The sequence below is a fragment of the Pseudomonas lurida genome, from assembly GCF_002563895.1.
Taxonomy (GTDB): domain Bacteria; phylum Pseudomonadota; class Gammaproteobacteria; order Pseudomonadales; family Pseudomonadaceae; genus Aquipseudomonas; species Aquipseudomonas lurida.
Genome location: NZ_PDJB01000001.1, coordinates 1,586,396 through 1,599,856 on the forward strand (window position 1 = coordinate 1,586,396; position 13,461 = coordinate 1,599,856).

Annotated in this window: 16 protein-coding genes, 1 tRNA gene and 1 pseudogene; 7 read left to right on the top strand and 11 right to left on the bottom strand. The window is 60.8% G+C overall.

The features are described from left to right. The first annotated feature begins 76 nt into the window (after positions 1-76). The 4 genes from ATH90_RS07175 to ATH90_RS07190 all read left to right on the top strand — a co-directional run bounded on the left by ATH90_RS07175 (position 77) and on the right by ATH90_RS07190 (position 2,828). Positions 77-985, top strand: a complete 909-nt coding sequence (locus tag ATH90_RS07175; protein WP_392396932.1) for a LysR family transcriptional regulator — start codon at positions 77-79, stop codon at positions 983-985. Positions 986-1,074: 89 nt separating this feature from the next. Then, a complete protein-coding gene (gene fos / locus ATH90_RS07180; protein ID WP_098465948.1) occupies positions 1,075-1,485 on the top strand; it encodes a fosfomycin resistance glutathione transferase in 411 nt (136 codons plus the stop codon). A gap of 54 nt (positions 1,486-1,539) precedes the next feature. After that, a complete protein-coding gene (locus tag ATH90_RS07185) occupies positions 1,540-2,181 on the top strand; it encodes a LysE family translocator (protein ID WP_069022252.1) in 642 nt (213 codons plus the stop codon). 119 nt (positions 2,182-2,300) lie between these two features. Further along, entirely contained in the window at positions 2,301-2,828 is a 528-nt protein-coding gene (locus tag ATH90_RS07190) for a DUF4142 domain-containing protein (protein ID WP_005785958.1), read from the top strand. A 54-nt stretch (positions 2,829-2,882) separates the two neighbouring features. Here ATH90_RS07190 and ATH90_RS07195 read toward each other — a convergent pair whose 3' ends face one another. From ATH90_RS07195 to ATH90_RS07205, 3 genes are all read right to left on the bottom strand, one after another. Then, entirely contained in the window at positions 2,883-3,308 is a 426-nt protein-coding gene (locus ATH90_RS07195; protein ID WP_034104070.1) for a low affinity iron permease family protein, read from the bottom strand. A gap of 110 nt (positions 3,309-3,418) precedes the next feature. Continuing rightward, the gene (locus tag ATH90_RS07200) at positions 3,419-3,919 is read right to left on the bottom strand and encodes a methylated-DNA--[protein]-cysteine S-methyltransferase (RefSeq protein ID WP_034104072.1); all 501 of its coding nucleotides are present in this window, start codon (positions 3,917-3,919) and stop codon (positions 3,419-3,421) included. 47 nt (positions 3,920-3,966) lie between these two features. Then, positions 3,967-4,905, bottom strand: coding sequence for a LysR family transcriptional regulator (locus ATH90_RS07205; protein ID WP_098465949.1), 939 nt, complete (start codon positions 4,903-4,905; stop codon positions 3,967-3,969). A 95-nt stretch (positions 4,906-5,000) separates the two neighbouring features. Between ATH90_RS07205 and ATH90_RS07210 the strand changes: the two genes are divergently transcribed. Together ATH90_RS07210 and ATH90_RS07215 are read left to right on the top strand one after the other, a co-directional pair. Next, positions 5,001-6,164, top strand: a complete 1,164-nt coding sequence (locus tag ATH90_RS07210; RefSeq protein ID WP_069022258.1) for an MFS transporter — start codon at positions 5,001-5,003, stop codon at positions 6,162-6,164. Next, complete coding sequence (locus ATH90_RS07215; RefSeq protein WP_098465950.1) at positions 6,161-7,348, top strand: MFS transporter; 1,188 nt, start codon at positions 6,161-6,163, stop codon at positions 7,346-7,348. Before ATH90_RS07210 ends, ATH90_RS07215 begins: the two co-directional genes overlap by 4 nt. Here the strand turns inward: ATH90_RS07215 and ATH90_RS07220 are convergent. The 8 genes and pseudogenes from ATH90_RS07220 to ATH90_RS07255 all read right to left on the bottom strand — a co-directional run. Beyond that, a pseudogene (locus ATH90_RS07220) lies at positions 7,341-7,568 on the bottom strand (addiction module antidote protein); the annotation flags it as partial. The gene ATH90_RS07215 and the pseudogene ATH90_RS07220 sit on opposite strands and share 8 nt — an antisense overlap. A 140-nt stretch (positions 7,569-7,708) precedes the next feature. Continuing rightward, positions 7,709-8,014, bottom strand: a complete 306-nt coding sequence (locus ATH90_RS07225) for a DUF6482 family protein (protein WP_034104078.1) — start codon at positions 8,012-8,014, stop codon at positions 7,709-7,711. Between the two features lie 23 nt (positions 8,015-8,037). Next, on the bottom strand, positions 8,038-8,562 hold the full coding sequence (locus ATH90_RS07230; protein ID WP_034104080.1) for a DUF3833 domain-containing protein: 525 nt from the start codon (positions 8,560-8,562) through the stop codon (positions 8,038-8,040). Positions 8,563-8,750: 188 nt separating this feature from the next. Continuing rightward, a tRNA-Gly gene (locus ATH90_RS07235) sits at positions 8,751-8,824 on the bottom strand. A gap of 163 nt (positions 8,825-8,987) precedes the next feature. Then, entirely contained in the window at positions 8,988-9,872 is an 885-nt protein-coding gene (locus tag ATH90_RS07240) for an alpha/beta fold hydrolase (protein WP_034104082.1), read from the bottom strand. A 304-nt stretch (positions 9,873-10,176) separates the two neighbouring features. Then, a complete protein-coding gene (locus ATH90_RS07245; RefSeq protein ID WP_098465952.1) occupies positions 10,177-10,869 on the bottom strand; it encodes a pseudouridine synthase in 693 nt (230 codons plus the stop codon). Next, positions 10,869-11,081, bottom strand: coding sequence for a cysteine-rich CWC family protein (locus ATH90_RS07250; protein ID WP_034104086.1), 213 nt, complete (start codon positions 11,079-11,081; stop codon positions 10,869-10,871). The genes ATH90_RS07245 and ATH90_RS07250 overlap by 1 nt, the downstream gene beginning before the upstream one ends. An 84-nt stretch (positions 11,082-11,165) precedes the next feature. Next, positions 11,166-12,788 carry a methyl-accepting chemotaxis protein gene (locus ATH90_RS07255; protein ID WP_034104089.1) on the bottom strand — a complete coding sequence of 541 codons (1,623 nt, stop codon included), beginning with the start codon at positions 12,786-12,788 and terminating at the stop codon, positions 11,166-11,168. A gap of 262 nt (positions 12,789-13,050) precedes the next feature. Here ATH90_RS07255 and ATH90_RS07260 point away from each other — a divergent pair, with 262 nt between their 5' ends. Continuing rightward, positions 13,051-13,416: a hypothetical protein gene (locus ATH90_RS07260; protein ID WP_034104091.1), complete on the top strand. Its 366-nt coding sequence runs from the start codon at positions 13,051-13,053 to the stop codon at positions 13,414-13,416. Positions 13,417-13,461: the final 45 nt, after the last annotated feature.

Sequence of the window (13,461 nt, forward strand, 5' to 3'; positions counted from 1 at the left end):
TCGAATCTCCCAGAGGCTTTGCTGGACTCTAGGCTATTCGTCGCGCAAATTTAAATTCCAAGTTCTTATGCAGTGTATGCAGCTGATGAATGATCTTCGCCGCATCGACCTCAATCTGCTGGTGATTCTCGATGCCTTGCTCAGCGAGCAACACGTCACCCGTGCCGCTGAGCGTTTGCACCTGAGCCAGCCGGCGGTCAGCCATGCGCTGGCGCGTCTACGTGACCTGCTCGGTGATCCCTTGCTGGTGCGTCAGGGCGGTAGCCTGGTGCCGACGGCTCGCGCACTGGAGTTGGCTGCGCCACTGGCCGAAGCACTGGCCCAGGTACAGGCCTTGCTGGCGCCGAATCGGTTTGAGCCGGCCTCGGCCAAGCGCAGGTTTCGTGTGGCGATGTCTGACTACAGCGCGGCGATTTTCTTGCCCGACCTGGTGCGTAGGCTGCGCCGCGCCGCGCCGGGTATCGACCTGCAAATCATCCAGGCCAGCCGCGAAGGCATGGTGGATGGCGTGCTCAATGGCGATCTCGACCTGGCGGCGGGTGTCTTCCCCGACATGCCCGCCGAACTGCGTACTACGCCGTTGTTCGAAGAACACTACACCTGCCTGGTGGACCGCAACAGCCTGCCGGCAAGTGGTACATTGGACCTGCCCACCTACCTGTCGCGTCCCCATGTTTTGCTGGAAATGCGCGGCAGTGGCACCCCTGAAATCGAGCGGGCGCTGACGGCCATTCGTGAGCGTCGACACGTGGCGATCAGCCTGCCGCATTGGGGCGTGGCGCCGCAGTTGATTCAAGGCACCGACCTGATCCTCACCGTATCGTCACGAGGTTTACTGAATATTGATCACCAGCACTTGCTGGCCGTACTGCCGCCATTTCATATTCCGTCGTTTGCGTTTGAGCTTGCGTGGCATGCACGCCGGGGTGGGGACTCGGGGTTGCAGTGGTTGATCGGGCAGGTGCACGGCGTACTGCATGATTGACTAATTACCGCGCCGAGACGGGTCGCTGGCGCTGTAAGGTATCCAAGACTTGCCCCGTTCGTCCGGGGGATCGTGAAAAGGGGATTTGCATGCTTTCAGGTTTCAATCACCTCACCCTCGCCGTCACCGATGTGGACCGCAGCGTGCGCTTCTACCATGAGCTGTTGCAACTTCAGCTCGATGCCACCTGGGAGGCCGGTGCCTACCTTTCACTGCCGGGTCTCTGGCTGTGTTTATCCCTCGACCCGCTGCGCGAAGCGCAACCGGTGTGCGATTACACCCATTACGCGTTTACAGTGGCGGCGGCTGATTTCAGCGCACTGGTCACTCGCCTGCGAGCGGGCGAGGTGCAGGAGTGGCGCGACAATCGCAGTGAAGGGGCCTCGTTCTATTTTCTCGATCCCGATGGCCACAAGCTCGAGGCCCATGTCGGCGACCTGGCCTCACGCCTGCAAGCGTGTCGCGCCAAGCCTTACGCCGGAATGAAGTTTTACCCGTAGCGCGGGAACGTGCAGAATCCCTCCACCGCTTAACCCTCAGTTTGAGTTGTGCCCATGACCCCGTCTTTGCTGCTGGCCGTCCTCGCTTCAGGTTTCATCTACGGTATTACCCCGGGGCCGGGGGTGCTGGCCGTGTTTGGCATCGGCGCCGCGCGTGGCCGTCGTGCCGGCGCGGGGTTCCTGTGCGGGCATTTGCTGGGGGATGTGGTGTGGTGCTCGACAGCGCTGATCGCCATCGTTGGCGCGCGGGAAGTGGGCAGCAGTGCGTTTGATGTGCTCGGTGTGCTCAGCGGCCTGTATCTGTTCTGGCTGGGCTGGCGCGCGATTCGTACCCAGCGTCGCAGCAGCGATACGCCTCAGGGGGCCGCACGGCATCCGTTCTGGCATGGCATTCTGTTCGGCCTGACCAACCCCAAGGCGTATCCGGTGGCGGTGGCGACGTTCACGGCGTTGCTGTCCAGCCGCGCCGAACTGCTGACCTGGTCGATGCTGCCTTCGCTGATCGTCCTCAGTTTCGTTGGCGGCCTGCTGGCGTATGCGATTCTGATCGGTGTGGTCGGCGCCCAGCGGGTGCGCACGGTGTATCAACGCCATGAAATCCTGATCACCAGACTCTGCGGCGTGATGTTCATCGGTTTCGCCATCAACGCTCTGGCGCACGCGTTGCCGGGCCTGTTTGGCAGCAAACCCGCCTGACTCGTCGATGACCGTTCGTCGCACTGGCGAGTTTTTTCTAAACCTTTGCCGCCCTGAAAATTCGAATTCAGGGCGGGGTGTATTCCCCCGCACCTATTTTTACCCTGGAGGAACCCATCATGAGCCGCATGGCTATCCGGTTACGCACCGCCAGTTTCGCGATGCTGCTGGGCCTCGGCGCCAGCAATGCCTTCGCCCAGTCGCCTGCTGAATTCATCGAGCAGGCTTCGGCCAAAGGCATGGCCGATATCGAAACCAGTCGCATGGCCCACGCCAAGACCTCGTCCCAGGAAATCAAGGACTACACCATCGAGGTGATCAACGAACGCACCCTGGCCAACCAGCATCTGGCGGCCATCGCCAAGAAGCTGGACCTGCCTGTGGCACCCCGCGAGAAGATCGTCGACAAAGCCGAAACCTTGATGCCCGAACTCAAGGACGGCGACTCCTTTGATGCGGCCTACACGGCGCAACAAGTGAAGGAAAACGAAGACGCGATCGCCCTGTTCAAAAAGGAAGGTGCGGCGTCGGATGTGCCTGAAATAAAAGCCCTGGTGGATGAGACACTGCCCAAATTGGAAGAGCGTCTGCAGAAGGCCCGCGCGTTGGCATCGACCTACGGCAAAGGTCACCAAGGCGACGGTTGAGTCCGTCACGTGCACTGAAAAACGGCGGTTGGATCTTCTCCAACCGCCGTTTTTTCATGCCTTGTTCAGATCGGTTTTGATCGGCGCCGAATCGTCGGCGTGCTCGCCGCAACTGCTGTTGAGACTGACGCTGCCCATCGCGCCAATACTGCGGTATTCCTTGCGCAGCTTCTCCAGTTCTTTACGGTCGAGTCCGTCCAGGCTCAGCACGGCATTTTGCGCATCCTTGGACACGCGCAGCAGCTCATCGATCTTGATGTGCAGGATGTCGTTGTCGCGGTTCTGCGTGTTCTGGATCAGGAACACCATCAAGAACGTGATGATGGTGGTCGAGGTATTGATGATCAGTTGCCAGGTGTCGTTGTAGTGGAAATAGGGCCCGCTCAAGCTCCACGCCAGGATCAATGCCACCGCCGCATAGAACGTGCGCGGGCTGCCCGCCCAACGGGACAGGGATTGGGAGACTGCGGAGAATTTCATGACCTTTTTCCTTTGGGGGGTGATGAAATAATGGACCGCAGGGGTTCTTTGAAATTTCTTTTTACATTTGCGCGGATGAACAAAGGTGTACGTTTTTGTCGTCGGCGACCTCAAAAGGCCAGTACCGCCTGGCCCGCGCCTTCCAGTGCGAGTAGATATTGCTTGGCTTCCAGCCCTCCGGCAAACCCGGTCAACCCGCCCGACGCACCAATGACCCGATGGCACGGCGCAATGATTGATATCGGGTTGCGCCCGTTGGCGGCACCCACTGCGCGGACGGCTTTCGGGTTGCCGATCTGTTGCGCGATCTGGCTGTAGCTGCGGGTTTCGCCGAAGGGAATGGTCAGCAGCGCCTGCCAGACCTGCTTTTGAAAGTCGGTGCCGGAGAAGTCCAGTTCCAGCTCGAATTGGTCGCGGGTACCGGCGAAGTACTCCTTCAACTGGCGTTCGGTTTCCAGCAGTACCGGGCTGTCGTTGGCCTCGTGCAACTCACCCAGTCGGACGCGATTGGCGCGCTCGGTTTCCCACAGGACGGCGCCAAGTTTGCCGTGACGCGCCACCAGCGTGAGCTGGCCGACGGGGGAGGGCATGAGCTTGTATTCGTAAGGCATGGGCGGGCTCCTGAGGCGGGGTGTGGCTGAAGTCTAGAGCGGCGAGCTTAGGGGCAAACTACGTTTCTTGCGGTCGAATTCATGGTTGATGAGCCCTGTGGACCGGGCGTCTGTGCAATCACGGCGAGAAACGCATCAACCAGCACACTTTTTGTTTCAGTCTGGGTCAGCACCAACAGTTGCGCACAGGCATCCGCTTCCTCCAACGGCCGGTACGTCACGCCTTTATTCATCAGGCTTTGCGTACACGCCGGCACCAGCGCCACGCCTTGCCCGGCGGCCACCAGTGCAATGATCGAGGTGATCTGCCGCCCGGTCGGCCCGGGTCGAAGGGGCTGGCCGTGATGTCGGTAAAGCTGTTCGATGGATTGGTTGAGCCCTGAGCCATAATCGGCTGGAAACAGAATCAACGGGTAGGCACTGAGCTGCGCCAGGTTGACGCTAGGCTGACTGGCCAGCGGGCTGTCGCTGGCCACGGCGGCCACCAAGCGCTCTTCTCCGAGGGACCGCGCGTGCACCTCTTCACCCTGCGGTAACAAGCGACTCAGCCCGATATCCAGCCGCCCGTCCGCGACTTGCGCACCCAGGCTGCCCGAGGCGCACTCCACCAGGGTCAACTGCACATCAGGAAACCGTTGCGCAAACGCCTGGATCGCCTGGCTGAACAAGTCCGAGAGAGCGATCGAGCTGACATACCCCAACGCCAGCTGCCCCGCCGTGCCCGCCGCCAGCTTGCCGGCGATGACCTGCGCCAATTCCACCTGATCCAGCACGCCGCGTGCATAAGGCAGGAAGGACCGACCTTGAGCGGTGAGGGTGACCGTGCGGCTGGTGCGATCAAATAGCTTGAAGCCCAGCTCGGTCTCCAGTGCCGAGATCTGCCGCGTCAGTGGCGGCTGCGCCAGGTGCAGGCGAATGGCCGCGCGGCCGAAGTGCAGTTCTTCGGCGACGGTCAGAAAGTAACGCAGCTTGCGTAGGTCGAGCATCCTGGTCCTTGGGTATTGATCGGTCCGAAATCGGTATTGGTTTAAGACCCTGCGGCCATTCTATAAAGACCTCACAAAATAAAACGAGAGGTTTCATGAAACCGCGCCTGCATTGTGCCCGTCTTGCCCTGTTCCTGTGCGGCTGCGCGGCGTTCCTCAACCTGTATGCCACCCAAAGCATTCTCCAGGTCTTTGCCGCGCAGTTTCACATCAGCCCCAAGGCGGCGGGGTGGAGTATCACTGTGACGACGCTGGCCGTGGCGATCACTGCGCCGTTTGTCAGCCGGCTGACCGGACGCTTCGAGCAGCGCACGGTGATCAGCGTGGCAGCCTTGTTGCTGGCGGTGCCGGCGCTGATGACCGCCTATGCCGAGAGCTTTGCCGAAGTGCTGGTGTGGCGGTTCGTTGAAGGAATGGTGATCCCGGTGGTGTTTGCCACCAGCGTGGCGTATATCGGCGACCGCTGGAGCGGCGGCACGGTGACGGAGGTCACCAGCCTGTACGTAGCTGGCACGGTACTGGGTGGGTTTGCCGGGCGCTTTGTCACGGGGGTGATGACCGAATACGTTGGCTGGCGCGAAGCCTTTGAATGGCTGGCGGTGATGAGCCTGATGGTGGCCGGGTTTATCCAGTTCCTGTTGCCTGTCAGTCGCGTGCGTCCGGCGAAGATTCGGTCTTTGTCCTCGGCTGTTTTTCGCAAGCCTTTGCTGGCTGCCTACGCTGTGGGTTTTTGCGTGCTGTTCTCCCAGGTCGCGGCGTTTACCTACGCAGGTTTGTACCTCGGATTACCGCCGTTCAGCCTGGGGCCAGCGGCGTTGGGTACGCTTTATATGGTGTTCCTGTTGGCGCTGATCGTGATTCCCATTGCCGGTCGCCTCAGTAAATCGCGGCCGCACGCCGAACTGTTGAGCGTTGCTGCGGTGCTGGGTATCAGCGGCTCAGCACTGACGCTGGTGCCCGCGTTGTGGTGCATCGTGGTGGGCCTGGCCCTCAGTTCCACCGGCGTGTTCCTCGCCCAGGCGGCGGCCAACGCCTTCACCACCGCCAGCGCCGGCGATGACAAAGCCGGCGCCGTGGGCGTGTACCTCACCTGTTATTACCTGGGCGGCAGTTGCGGTGCGATTGCCCCGGCGTTGATCTGGGAGCGCTGGGGCTGGGCCGGGTGCGTGGCGCTGATTATCGCCTTCCAGGTACTGACCTTGCTGATCGCGCTGACTGGCTGGAAGCCCCTTAAACCTGAATTGATCCCGACACCATGAACGACACCGTCGCCGTGCCCGCACCCGCATCATCAACCCGCCGCCGTACGCTGATCGCCGGCTGTAGCGCCCATGCCGTGCATGATGGCCTGACCGACGTTATCTACGTGCTGCTGCCGATCTGGCAGACGCAATTCGCCCTGTCCTACGCCCAGGTTGGACTGTTGCGCGGGGCCTATTCGGGGATGATGGCGGTGTTCCAGCTCATGGCCAGTCGCGCCGCAAAACACTGGGGCCGTGTACCGATGCTGGTAGGCGGAACCGCGCTCGCCGGTGCGGCTTATCTTGTGGTGGGCCAAGCCACGGGGCTGGTGATGTTATTGCTGGCGCTGCTGCTGGGCGGGTTGGGCGCCAGTGCCCAACACCCACTGGCGTCCTCGATGATCAGCGATGCCTACGAAGACGGTGGTGGCATCAAGCAGGCCTTGTCCCAGTACAACTTCTCCGGCGACATTGGCAAGACCCTGGTCCCTGGGCTGGTCGGCCTGTTGCTCACGGTCATCAGTTGGCGCGCCAGTGCCACGCTTCTGGGGTTGCTGGGTCTGGCAGCCGCGGGGCTGTTGTGGTGGTTGATTCCCAGCCAGTCGCACGCCGTTGCGATGCCCAAAAAAACCAAGTCGACTACAGGCACCGGCTCCGTCACCGGCCTTCGTGCACTGATCCTCACCGGCACCCTCGACAGCGCTGTGCGCATGGGGTTTCTGACCTTCCTGCCGTTTCAGCTGCAAGCCAAGGGGGCTGGCACCGCCGGTATTGGCCTGGCCCTGACGCTGCTGTTTATCGGTGGCGCTTTCGGCAAATTAGTGTGCGGCTACCTGGGCGCGCGAATCGGCATGATGAGGACGGTGTGGTTGACGGAAAGCAGCACGGCCTTGCTGATCGCCGCCGCCGTGTATATGCCGCTCACCGCGTTGATGGTGATGCTGCCGTTGCTAGGCTTGGTGCTCAATGGCACGTCTTCGGTGTTGTACGGCGCCGTGCCCGACCTGGCGGGCGCGGGGAAGCGGGAGCAAGCCTTCGCGATGTTCTATACCGGCACGATTGGTGGCGGGGCGCTGGCCCCAATGGTGTTTGGCGGGGTAGGGGATGCGCTGGGCGTGCCGGTGGCGGTGATGGTATTGGCGGGGGTGTTGTTGGTGACGTTGCCGTTGGCGTGGGGGGTGCAGCGGGGGACACTCAAATGATTGAGTGATGGGCAATGTGTCCAGCTCGGGCGAATAGATCAATACCCAGGGAGTGGAGTACTTCCAGTACGGTTTCAACGCGAGGTTTTGCCCCGGGAGCAAAGGCCTTGTAGAGGCTCTCACGACCCATGCCCGCATCAACGGCAACCTTTGTCATTCCTCGGGCTTTAGCCACATAGCCAATGGCGCGATGAAACGCTTCATTGACACCGTCGGACAGCCATATCAACTGTCTCGACGGTGCGGCATTGCCTACACAACCATCAGAGTCGTCTGGGTTGTGCGCCTTGGATTTACCTCTTTAAGGTGCGTTTGCCGGTGGTTGCGCGGAGTGGGGAGGGGATCCGAACAGGCTGAGCCTTAAAATGACGAATCCAGCGTAAACGGAATCCGCATTGCGCCAATGGGGCCTTCCCGGGCTCCGCACATTTCATCGTGCACGCACTGCTGCACAAGCACACACGGAAACGGCGGAACCCGTTGCAACAAGTCGCGTAAGTGCGTGGTGGAGCGGATGCGCAGCGGCTGGTTGTCATCGCCCAGCAACGTCATTTCGACATGATCCAGCCTGACACGCGCGATATAGAATCCACCCTCCAGCGACAGCAGCTGCAGCTCGCGAATTTCTCCTTTTACCGCCAATTCAGTCAGCATGTGCAGATTCATGATTCACCTCCGTTGCAGGTCATTCACTGGCGACGAAAGAACAACGTGACCTGACCCCATTCGACGCCGAACTTGGTCATGCTGGAGCGGTTGATCAAGGTGTCTTCGTCCATCAGGTACATCCAGTCGTCAAAGCTCACTTCGTAGACCGAACCGTCTACCGGCAGGTTGAGTCGGTAGCGCCAACGCAATGCGTTACCCGCCACCTCGCCGATGGCCTCGCCGACCACATCACCCGCCCGACCGCGCCAACGTCCAGGGCCATCGGGTGTCAGCGTCCACACCCGTTGTTGGCGTGTGCCATCGCTGTACAGGAAGCGTTCGTCGAGAATCAACGCATTACCCTCGCGTCGGCTGGCGATGTTCACTTCAAAGCGCTTGGCCACTTCGCCCGAACGCTTCTGGAAAATCCCCCAGGCCTTGACGGGCTTGCTGAAGAATCGCTCCAGGTCCAGTTGTGGTTGCTGGTCAGCGTAGTGCTCGACGCCCACGTTGGCGCAACTGCTCAAGCTCAACATCAGCAACACTGAAACCAGTAGACGTGTCATTGCTCGGCTCCTTGATCGTGCCTCAGCGCGTTGCAATGATAGTTGTACAAAAATATTGATTTGTACAGGTATGTCCGAAAAGAATGGCGGCTACCGCAAATCGCAGCCATAAAAAAACCGGCCTCAAAGGACCGGTTCTTTATGCATCCCTCGTCAAAAACCAACCTGACGCGAAACGCGAATTTGAGTGGAGCGGGTAGAGGGAATCGAACCCTCGTCGGAAGCTTGGGAAGCTACTGTTCTACCATTAAACTATACCCGCTCAGAGCGGCTGACTTTGTACCAGATGTTCGCCGGGATTTGAAGTTTTTCTTCAAAAAAGTGAGTGTGGGAGCGGGCTTGCCTGCGATTTCGACACCTCGGTGTGTCCCTCACACGTCAGTGAGGCTGTCGCAGGCAAGACCGCTCCTACACGAGCGTGCACTTTAGATTGCAAAGGCATGCTGCGTCTGGCCATGGTGATAACGCAATCGGCTGACGTGCCGCTCCGGTTTCAAGAAACCCACCACTGCCTCCCGACTGTCCCGGCATGCTGCCTTGTGCTCCATGTCCAGGAAATGCCCGGTGGCCTGGATCGTGCTGAAGCTGCTGTTGGCCACATGCTGGCCAAACAGCTTGGCATCCTGGGCGCTGGTGTACTCGTCCCATTCGCCGTTCAGGAACAACACCGGAATGTCGATCTGCCTCGCCGCCTTCAGGTAGCACAAGCGATCACTGTTCAGCACATGGCTGATGTGAAAGTGCATCTGCCCATACTCATGCTCGGCCAGGCTGCTCACGTGCTTGTAGTTGAACCGCTTGAACAGCGACGGCAGGTGTTTGCCGAGGGTGCTGTTGACCAGATGGCCGACGCGGTCGCGATCGAGGTTGCCGAGGTAGTCGACGCCGCGTTCCAGGTAGTCGCGCATCGGTGCGTTGATCACCGGGGAGAAGGAGCTGATCACCGCTTTTTCCACACGACGAGGGCGGTGGGCGAGGGCGACCAGAGCCGCGGCGCCGCCCCAGGAAAAGGACAGTACATGTTCGGCGGCGAAGTGGTCGATGAGCTCCAGCAGGAGCTGGCCTTCGACTTCCTTCGTCAGCATCTGCTCATGGCGGTTATGGATTTTGGAACGGCCCGCGTAGGGCTGGTCGTACAAAACCACATTGAACTGCGGGTACAGGCTTTTCACGGTTTGGGCGAAAGACGCCGTGGTGGCCATGGAGCCGTTGACCAGGATGATGGTCTTTGCAGCAGCGTCCGCGCGATAGAACTCCGTGTAAACCCGATATTGACCCTGTATATCCAACACAGCGATTTCTGGCCTCATGTCGTAAGACTCCTGGCAAGCGGGTAGGGCGCGCAGATCACTCTGCACGAGCTTTGTGACAGGTAGGCATACGCCTGGAAATGGAGGCCCATGTCGATCCGATGACGGCTGGCCGACGGGTGTTGTTATGGCGGGCTGTTTGCCGGGGAGGCCCGAGGATCAAGCGCGGGCGGGGCAAGGTGTTTCTTGGAGGTTATAGGCGACTCGCCAGTCATATTTAAACTGGTGATCCTGATTCAAGCAGCAGAGCGGGCACCCCGCAAGGCGATGAAGCGGTTTTTTGCCATCACCGGCCGAACGGTCGTCAGACCTGGCCGATCTCGTCGTCCGTCAATGCCCGATACTGGCCCGGCGCGAGGGCCGCATCCAGCACCAAGGAACCCATGCGTTCGCGGTGCAGGCCAATCACCTTGTTATCAAAGTGCCCGAACATGCGCTTCACCTGGTGATAGCGCCCTTCGATGATGCTCAACCGTGCGGTTCTCGCCCCGAGCAACACCAGCTCGGCGGGTTGGGTGGTGAGGTCTTCGAAGGCGAAATACAGGCCCTGCGCGAACGTCGCGGCGTAATGCGCGCCGATGTCCTGTTCGGTCTCCACGCGGTAGACCTTGGGCAATTTGGTCTGCGGCTGCGTCAGGCGCCGCGACCATTGGCCGTCGTTGGTGATCAGCATCAGGCCGGTGGTGTTGAAGTCCAGGCGACCGGCAATGTGCAATTCATCTTTGTCCGGCTCATCGAGAAAGTCCAGCACGGTCGGGTGCTGTGGGTCCGCTGTGGCGCTCACACAACCCTTGGGCTTGTGCAGCATGAAGTAGCGCGCCGGTTTGCCCGCCTGCAGCACCTCATCGTCAACGCACACGCGGCTGAAAGCCCGCACCTCGTGATGGGGATCGCTGACCGCCACGCCATCGACCGACACACGCCGCTCAACCAGCAACAGGCGCACTTGCTTGCGATTAAAACGCGGCAGGTTGCTGAGGAAACGATCAACCCGCATTACGTCGGCTCAACCCCGCGCAACTGTGCATCGACGTGGGCACAACGGGGGCACAGGCAGGCCTTGTTACGCAACGCGTCGGGCAGGGCCTGCAGCACTGCTGGGTCGAGGGTGACGCTGTAACACCAGCAGGCCTGGTCGGCCGTACGTGGGTCAGCCAGGGCGCAGTCGTTGCGGGCCCCGCAGGCGGGGCAGAGTGTTGGCGTGGTCATGGGCAGGTTCGGGCTGGATCGGACAAGTTCCCGGAGAGTCCCGGTGTGACGTGTACGATACAGGGCCGACCCTGCCCAGGCTACTTAGAGCTGGAACTTGCTGACCAGTACGTTAAATGACGTGGCCAGGCGCGACAGGTCCTGACTGGACGCGTTGGTCTGATGGGCGCCGGCGGCCGTTTGAGTGGACAGGTCCTGGATGTTCAACAGATTGCGGTCGACTTCGCGGGCCACCTGGGCCTGTTCTTCCGAGGCGGAGGCGATCACCAGGTTGCGTTCATTGATCTTCGCCACGCTGGCGGTGATCCGTTGCAACGCCTCGCCGGCATTCTGTGCCAGCGCCTGGGTATTGTTGGCCCAGCTCAGGCTCTTGTTCATGGCTGCGACCGCATCGTCGGCGCCGGTCTGCACCTCACCGATCATCTTCTCGATATCCACCGTGGATATCTGCGTACGGTGGGCCAGCGCCCGCACTTCATCGGCGACCACAGCAAAACCACGCCCTTGCTCGCCCGCACGGGCGGCTTCAATGGCCGCGTTGAGGGCCAGCAGGTTGGTCTGGTCGGCGATGCCACGGATCACATCGATAACCTTGCCGATCTCGCGCACTTGGCCGGCGAGGTCTGCAACCGATTGTGTGGAGTCGTTGATCTCGACCACCATCGAACTCATGCCGGACACGGCCTGTTCCACCTGTTGGCGGCCATCTTCGGCCTCGGTGGTGGCCTGGCGCGAGGCTTCAGAGGTCGAGACCGCGTTGCTGGCCACCTCGTCCACAGCGGCGGTCATCTGGTTGACGGCGGTGGCCGCTTGTTGGATCTCATCATTCTGGCGGGTCAGGCCACGGCTGCTTTCATCGGTGACCGCGCTCAGTTCTTCGGCCGCCGACGCGAGTTGGTCGGAGGCGTTGGCGATTTCCAGCAGGGTGCTTTTCAGGCCGCCCTGCATATCCGACAGCGCCATCAGCAATTGCCCGGCTTCGTCGGTGCGTTCGGTGATGATGGCCTGGGTCAGGTCACCCTTGGCAATGCGCTGTGCGCTTTCGACCGCCTGAGCGATGGGGCGGGTGATCAAGCGGGTGATCAACACGCCAATGATGATCGCAATGAGGAAGGCCAGCACAATGCCGCTGATCATCCACGTCAAGGCGCTGTTACGCAGCTCCTCGGCGGCGATCGTGCCTTCCTTGATCTGGCGGTTATTGGACTCGATCATCACGCGGATCAGCTCGCGCGCCTGGCGGAAGAGTTCATTGTTGGTGGTGTTGAGCAGGGTGCGGGCCTGATCGCCCTGGCCACTGTCGAGCAGCGCCATGATGCGTTCGGAACTGCTGATATAGGTGGGCCAGATCTGGTCGAGTTTGTCGCCCGCCGCCCGTTCGTCATCTTCCAGTGGGGTTGCGCGATAGGTCGCGTAGGACGCCTGGCTGCGCTTGAGTTCCTGGGTGATGTCCTGGCGCACGCGGTCGCGATCCTGAGGGGAGACGTCGCCCTTGCTGGCATCCATCAAGCGGTACAGGCCGCGGTTATGGGCCACCAGGCCGTTGAGGGTGGCGGCCGTATTGCTGACCGACACCAAGTTGTTGGAGAACGTCAATTCCAGCGCCGTAGAGAGGCGAACCACCCCTTTGATCCCCAGCAGGCCGACCCCGAGGGTGACCAGCGCACACAACAGAAACGAGAGCAGCAGTTTGGTTGAAATTTTCATCAGTCAAGTCCGGGCAGGGTAGCGAAGAGTGCACGCTAGGGCCTCCCTGGCACTATGCGATGCCATAGTGACATCATCGTAATCGACAAAGTTGCGAGCCTGGTGAATTTACTGAATCGATAAAGCTGACGCAGATGTATCAAGCTGTTGCGAAAACGCACCAGATTCCGTTTTTGATGTCAGATGTTTCGTCATTCAGTGAAAGCTGAATGCCGCCCTCCCGCGTCGCTGGAGGCGCTCTTCCGCGGTCCAGGAGGCCGCCATGTATCGACGACTGCTGCTCAGCGCTTTACTCGGTCTGACCCTTTCCGCGTGTGTGCCTTACTACGATGGAGGCCAGAGCTACTATCGGTCCGAGGTCTACACCTCACCGGCGCCGGTGTATTACTACGGCGGTGGCACGGCGTATCAGTACCGCCGTGACTACTACCCTGCACCGCGCTATTACGCGCCACAACCGCGTTACTACTCGGCTCCGCGTTACTATCAGCCGGCGCCGCGTTACTACGGTCCGCGCGCGGGTTACCGGCCTTACCCTAACCAGGGTTGGGGGGGCGGTAACCGTTGGGGCAATGGTGGTCACGGTCGCGGTGCCGACCATGGAGGTGGCCGCGGCGGTCATCGCTGACAGGCCTGCAGGCAAGCGGCGCATGAAACGCCGCTTTTTTATGGG

What these genes read in the sequence shown, in the direction of transcription:
- ATH90_RS07175 (WP_392396932.1), top strand. Translation starts at nt 77, where the DNA reads ATGCAGCTGATGAATGATCTTCGCCGCATCGACCTCAATCTGCTGGTG.
- fos (WP_098465948.1), top strand. Translation starts at nt 1,075, where the DNA reads ATGCTTTCAGGTTTCAATCACCTCACCCTCGCCGTCACCGATGTGGAC.
- ATH90_RS07185 (WP_069022252.1), top strand. Translation starts at nt 1,540, where the DNA reads ATGACCCCGTCTTTGCTGCTGGCCGTCCTCGCTTCAGGTTTCATCTAC.
- ATH90_RS07190 (WP_005785958.1), top strand. Translation starts at nt 2,301, where the DNA reads ATGAGCCGCATGGCTATCCGGTTACGCACCGCCAGTTTCGCGATGCTG.
- ATH90_RS07195 (WP_034104070.1), bottom strand. Translation starts at nt 3,308, where the DNA reads ATGAAATTCTCCGCAGTCTCCCAATCCCTGTCCCGTTGGGCGGGCAGC.
- ATH90_RS07200 (WP_034104072.1), bottom strand. Translation starts at nt 3,919, where the DNA reads ATGCCTTACGAATACAAGCTCATGCCCTCCCCCGTCGGCCAGCTCACG.
- ATH90_RS07205 (WP_098465949.1), bottom strand. Translation starts at nt 4,905, where the DNA reads ATGCTCGACCTACGCAAGCTGCGTTACTTTCTGACCGTCGCCGAAGAA.
- ATH90_RS07210 (WP_069022258.1), top strand. Translation starts at nt 5,001, where the DNA reads ATGAAACCGCGCCTGCATTGTGCCCGTCTTGCCCTGTTCCTGTGCGGC.
- ATH90_RS07215 (WP_098465950.1), top strand. Translation starts at nt 6,161, where the DNA reads ATGAACGACACCGTCGCCGTGCCCGCACCCGCATCATCAACCCGCCGC.
- ATH90_RS07225 (WP_034104078.1), bottom strand. Translation starts at nt 8,014, where the DNA reads ATGAATCTGCACATGCTGACTGAATTGGCGGTAAAAGGAGAAATTCGC.
- ATH90_RS07230 (WP_034104080.1), bottom strand. Translation starts at nt 8,562, where the DNA reads ATGACACGTCTACTGGTTTCAGTGTTGCTGATGTTGAGCTTGAGCAGT.
- ATH90_RS07240 (WP_034104082.1), bottom strand. Translation starts at nt 9,872, where the DNA reads ATGAGGCCAGAAATCGCTGTGTTGGATATACAGGGTCAATATCGGGTT.
- ATH90_RS07245 (WP_098465952.1), bottom strand. Translation starts at nt 10,869, where the DNA reads ATGCGGGTTGATCGTTTCCTCAGCAACCTGCCGCGTTTTAATCGCAAG.
- ATH90_RS07250 (WP_034104086.1), bottom strand. Translation starts at nt 11,081, where the DNA reads ATGACCACGCCAACACTCTGCCCCGCCTGCGGGGCCCGCAACGACTGC.
- ATH90_RS07255 (WP_034104089.1), bottom strand. Translation starts at nt 12,788, where the DNA reads ATGAAAATTTCAACCAAACTGCTGCTCTCGTTTCTGTTGTGTGCGCTG.
- ATH90_RS07260 (WP_034104091.1), top strand. Translation starts at nt 13,051, where the DNA reads ATGTATCGACGACTGCTGCTCAGCGCTTTACTCGGTCTGACCCTTTCC.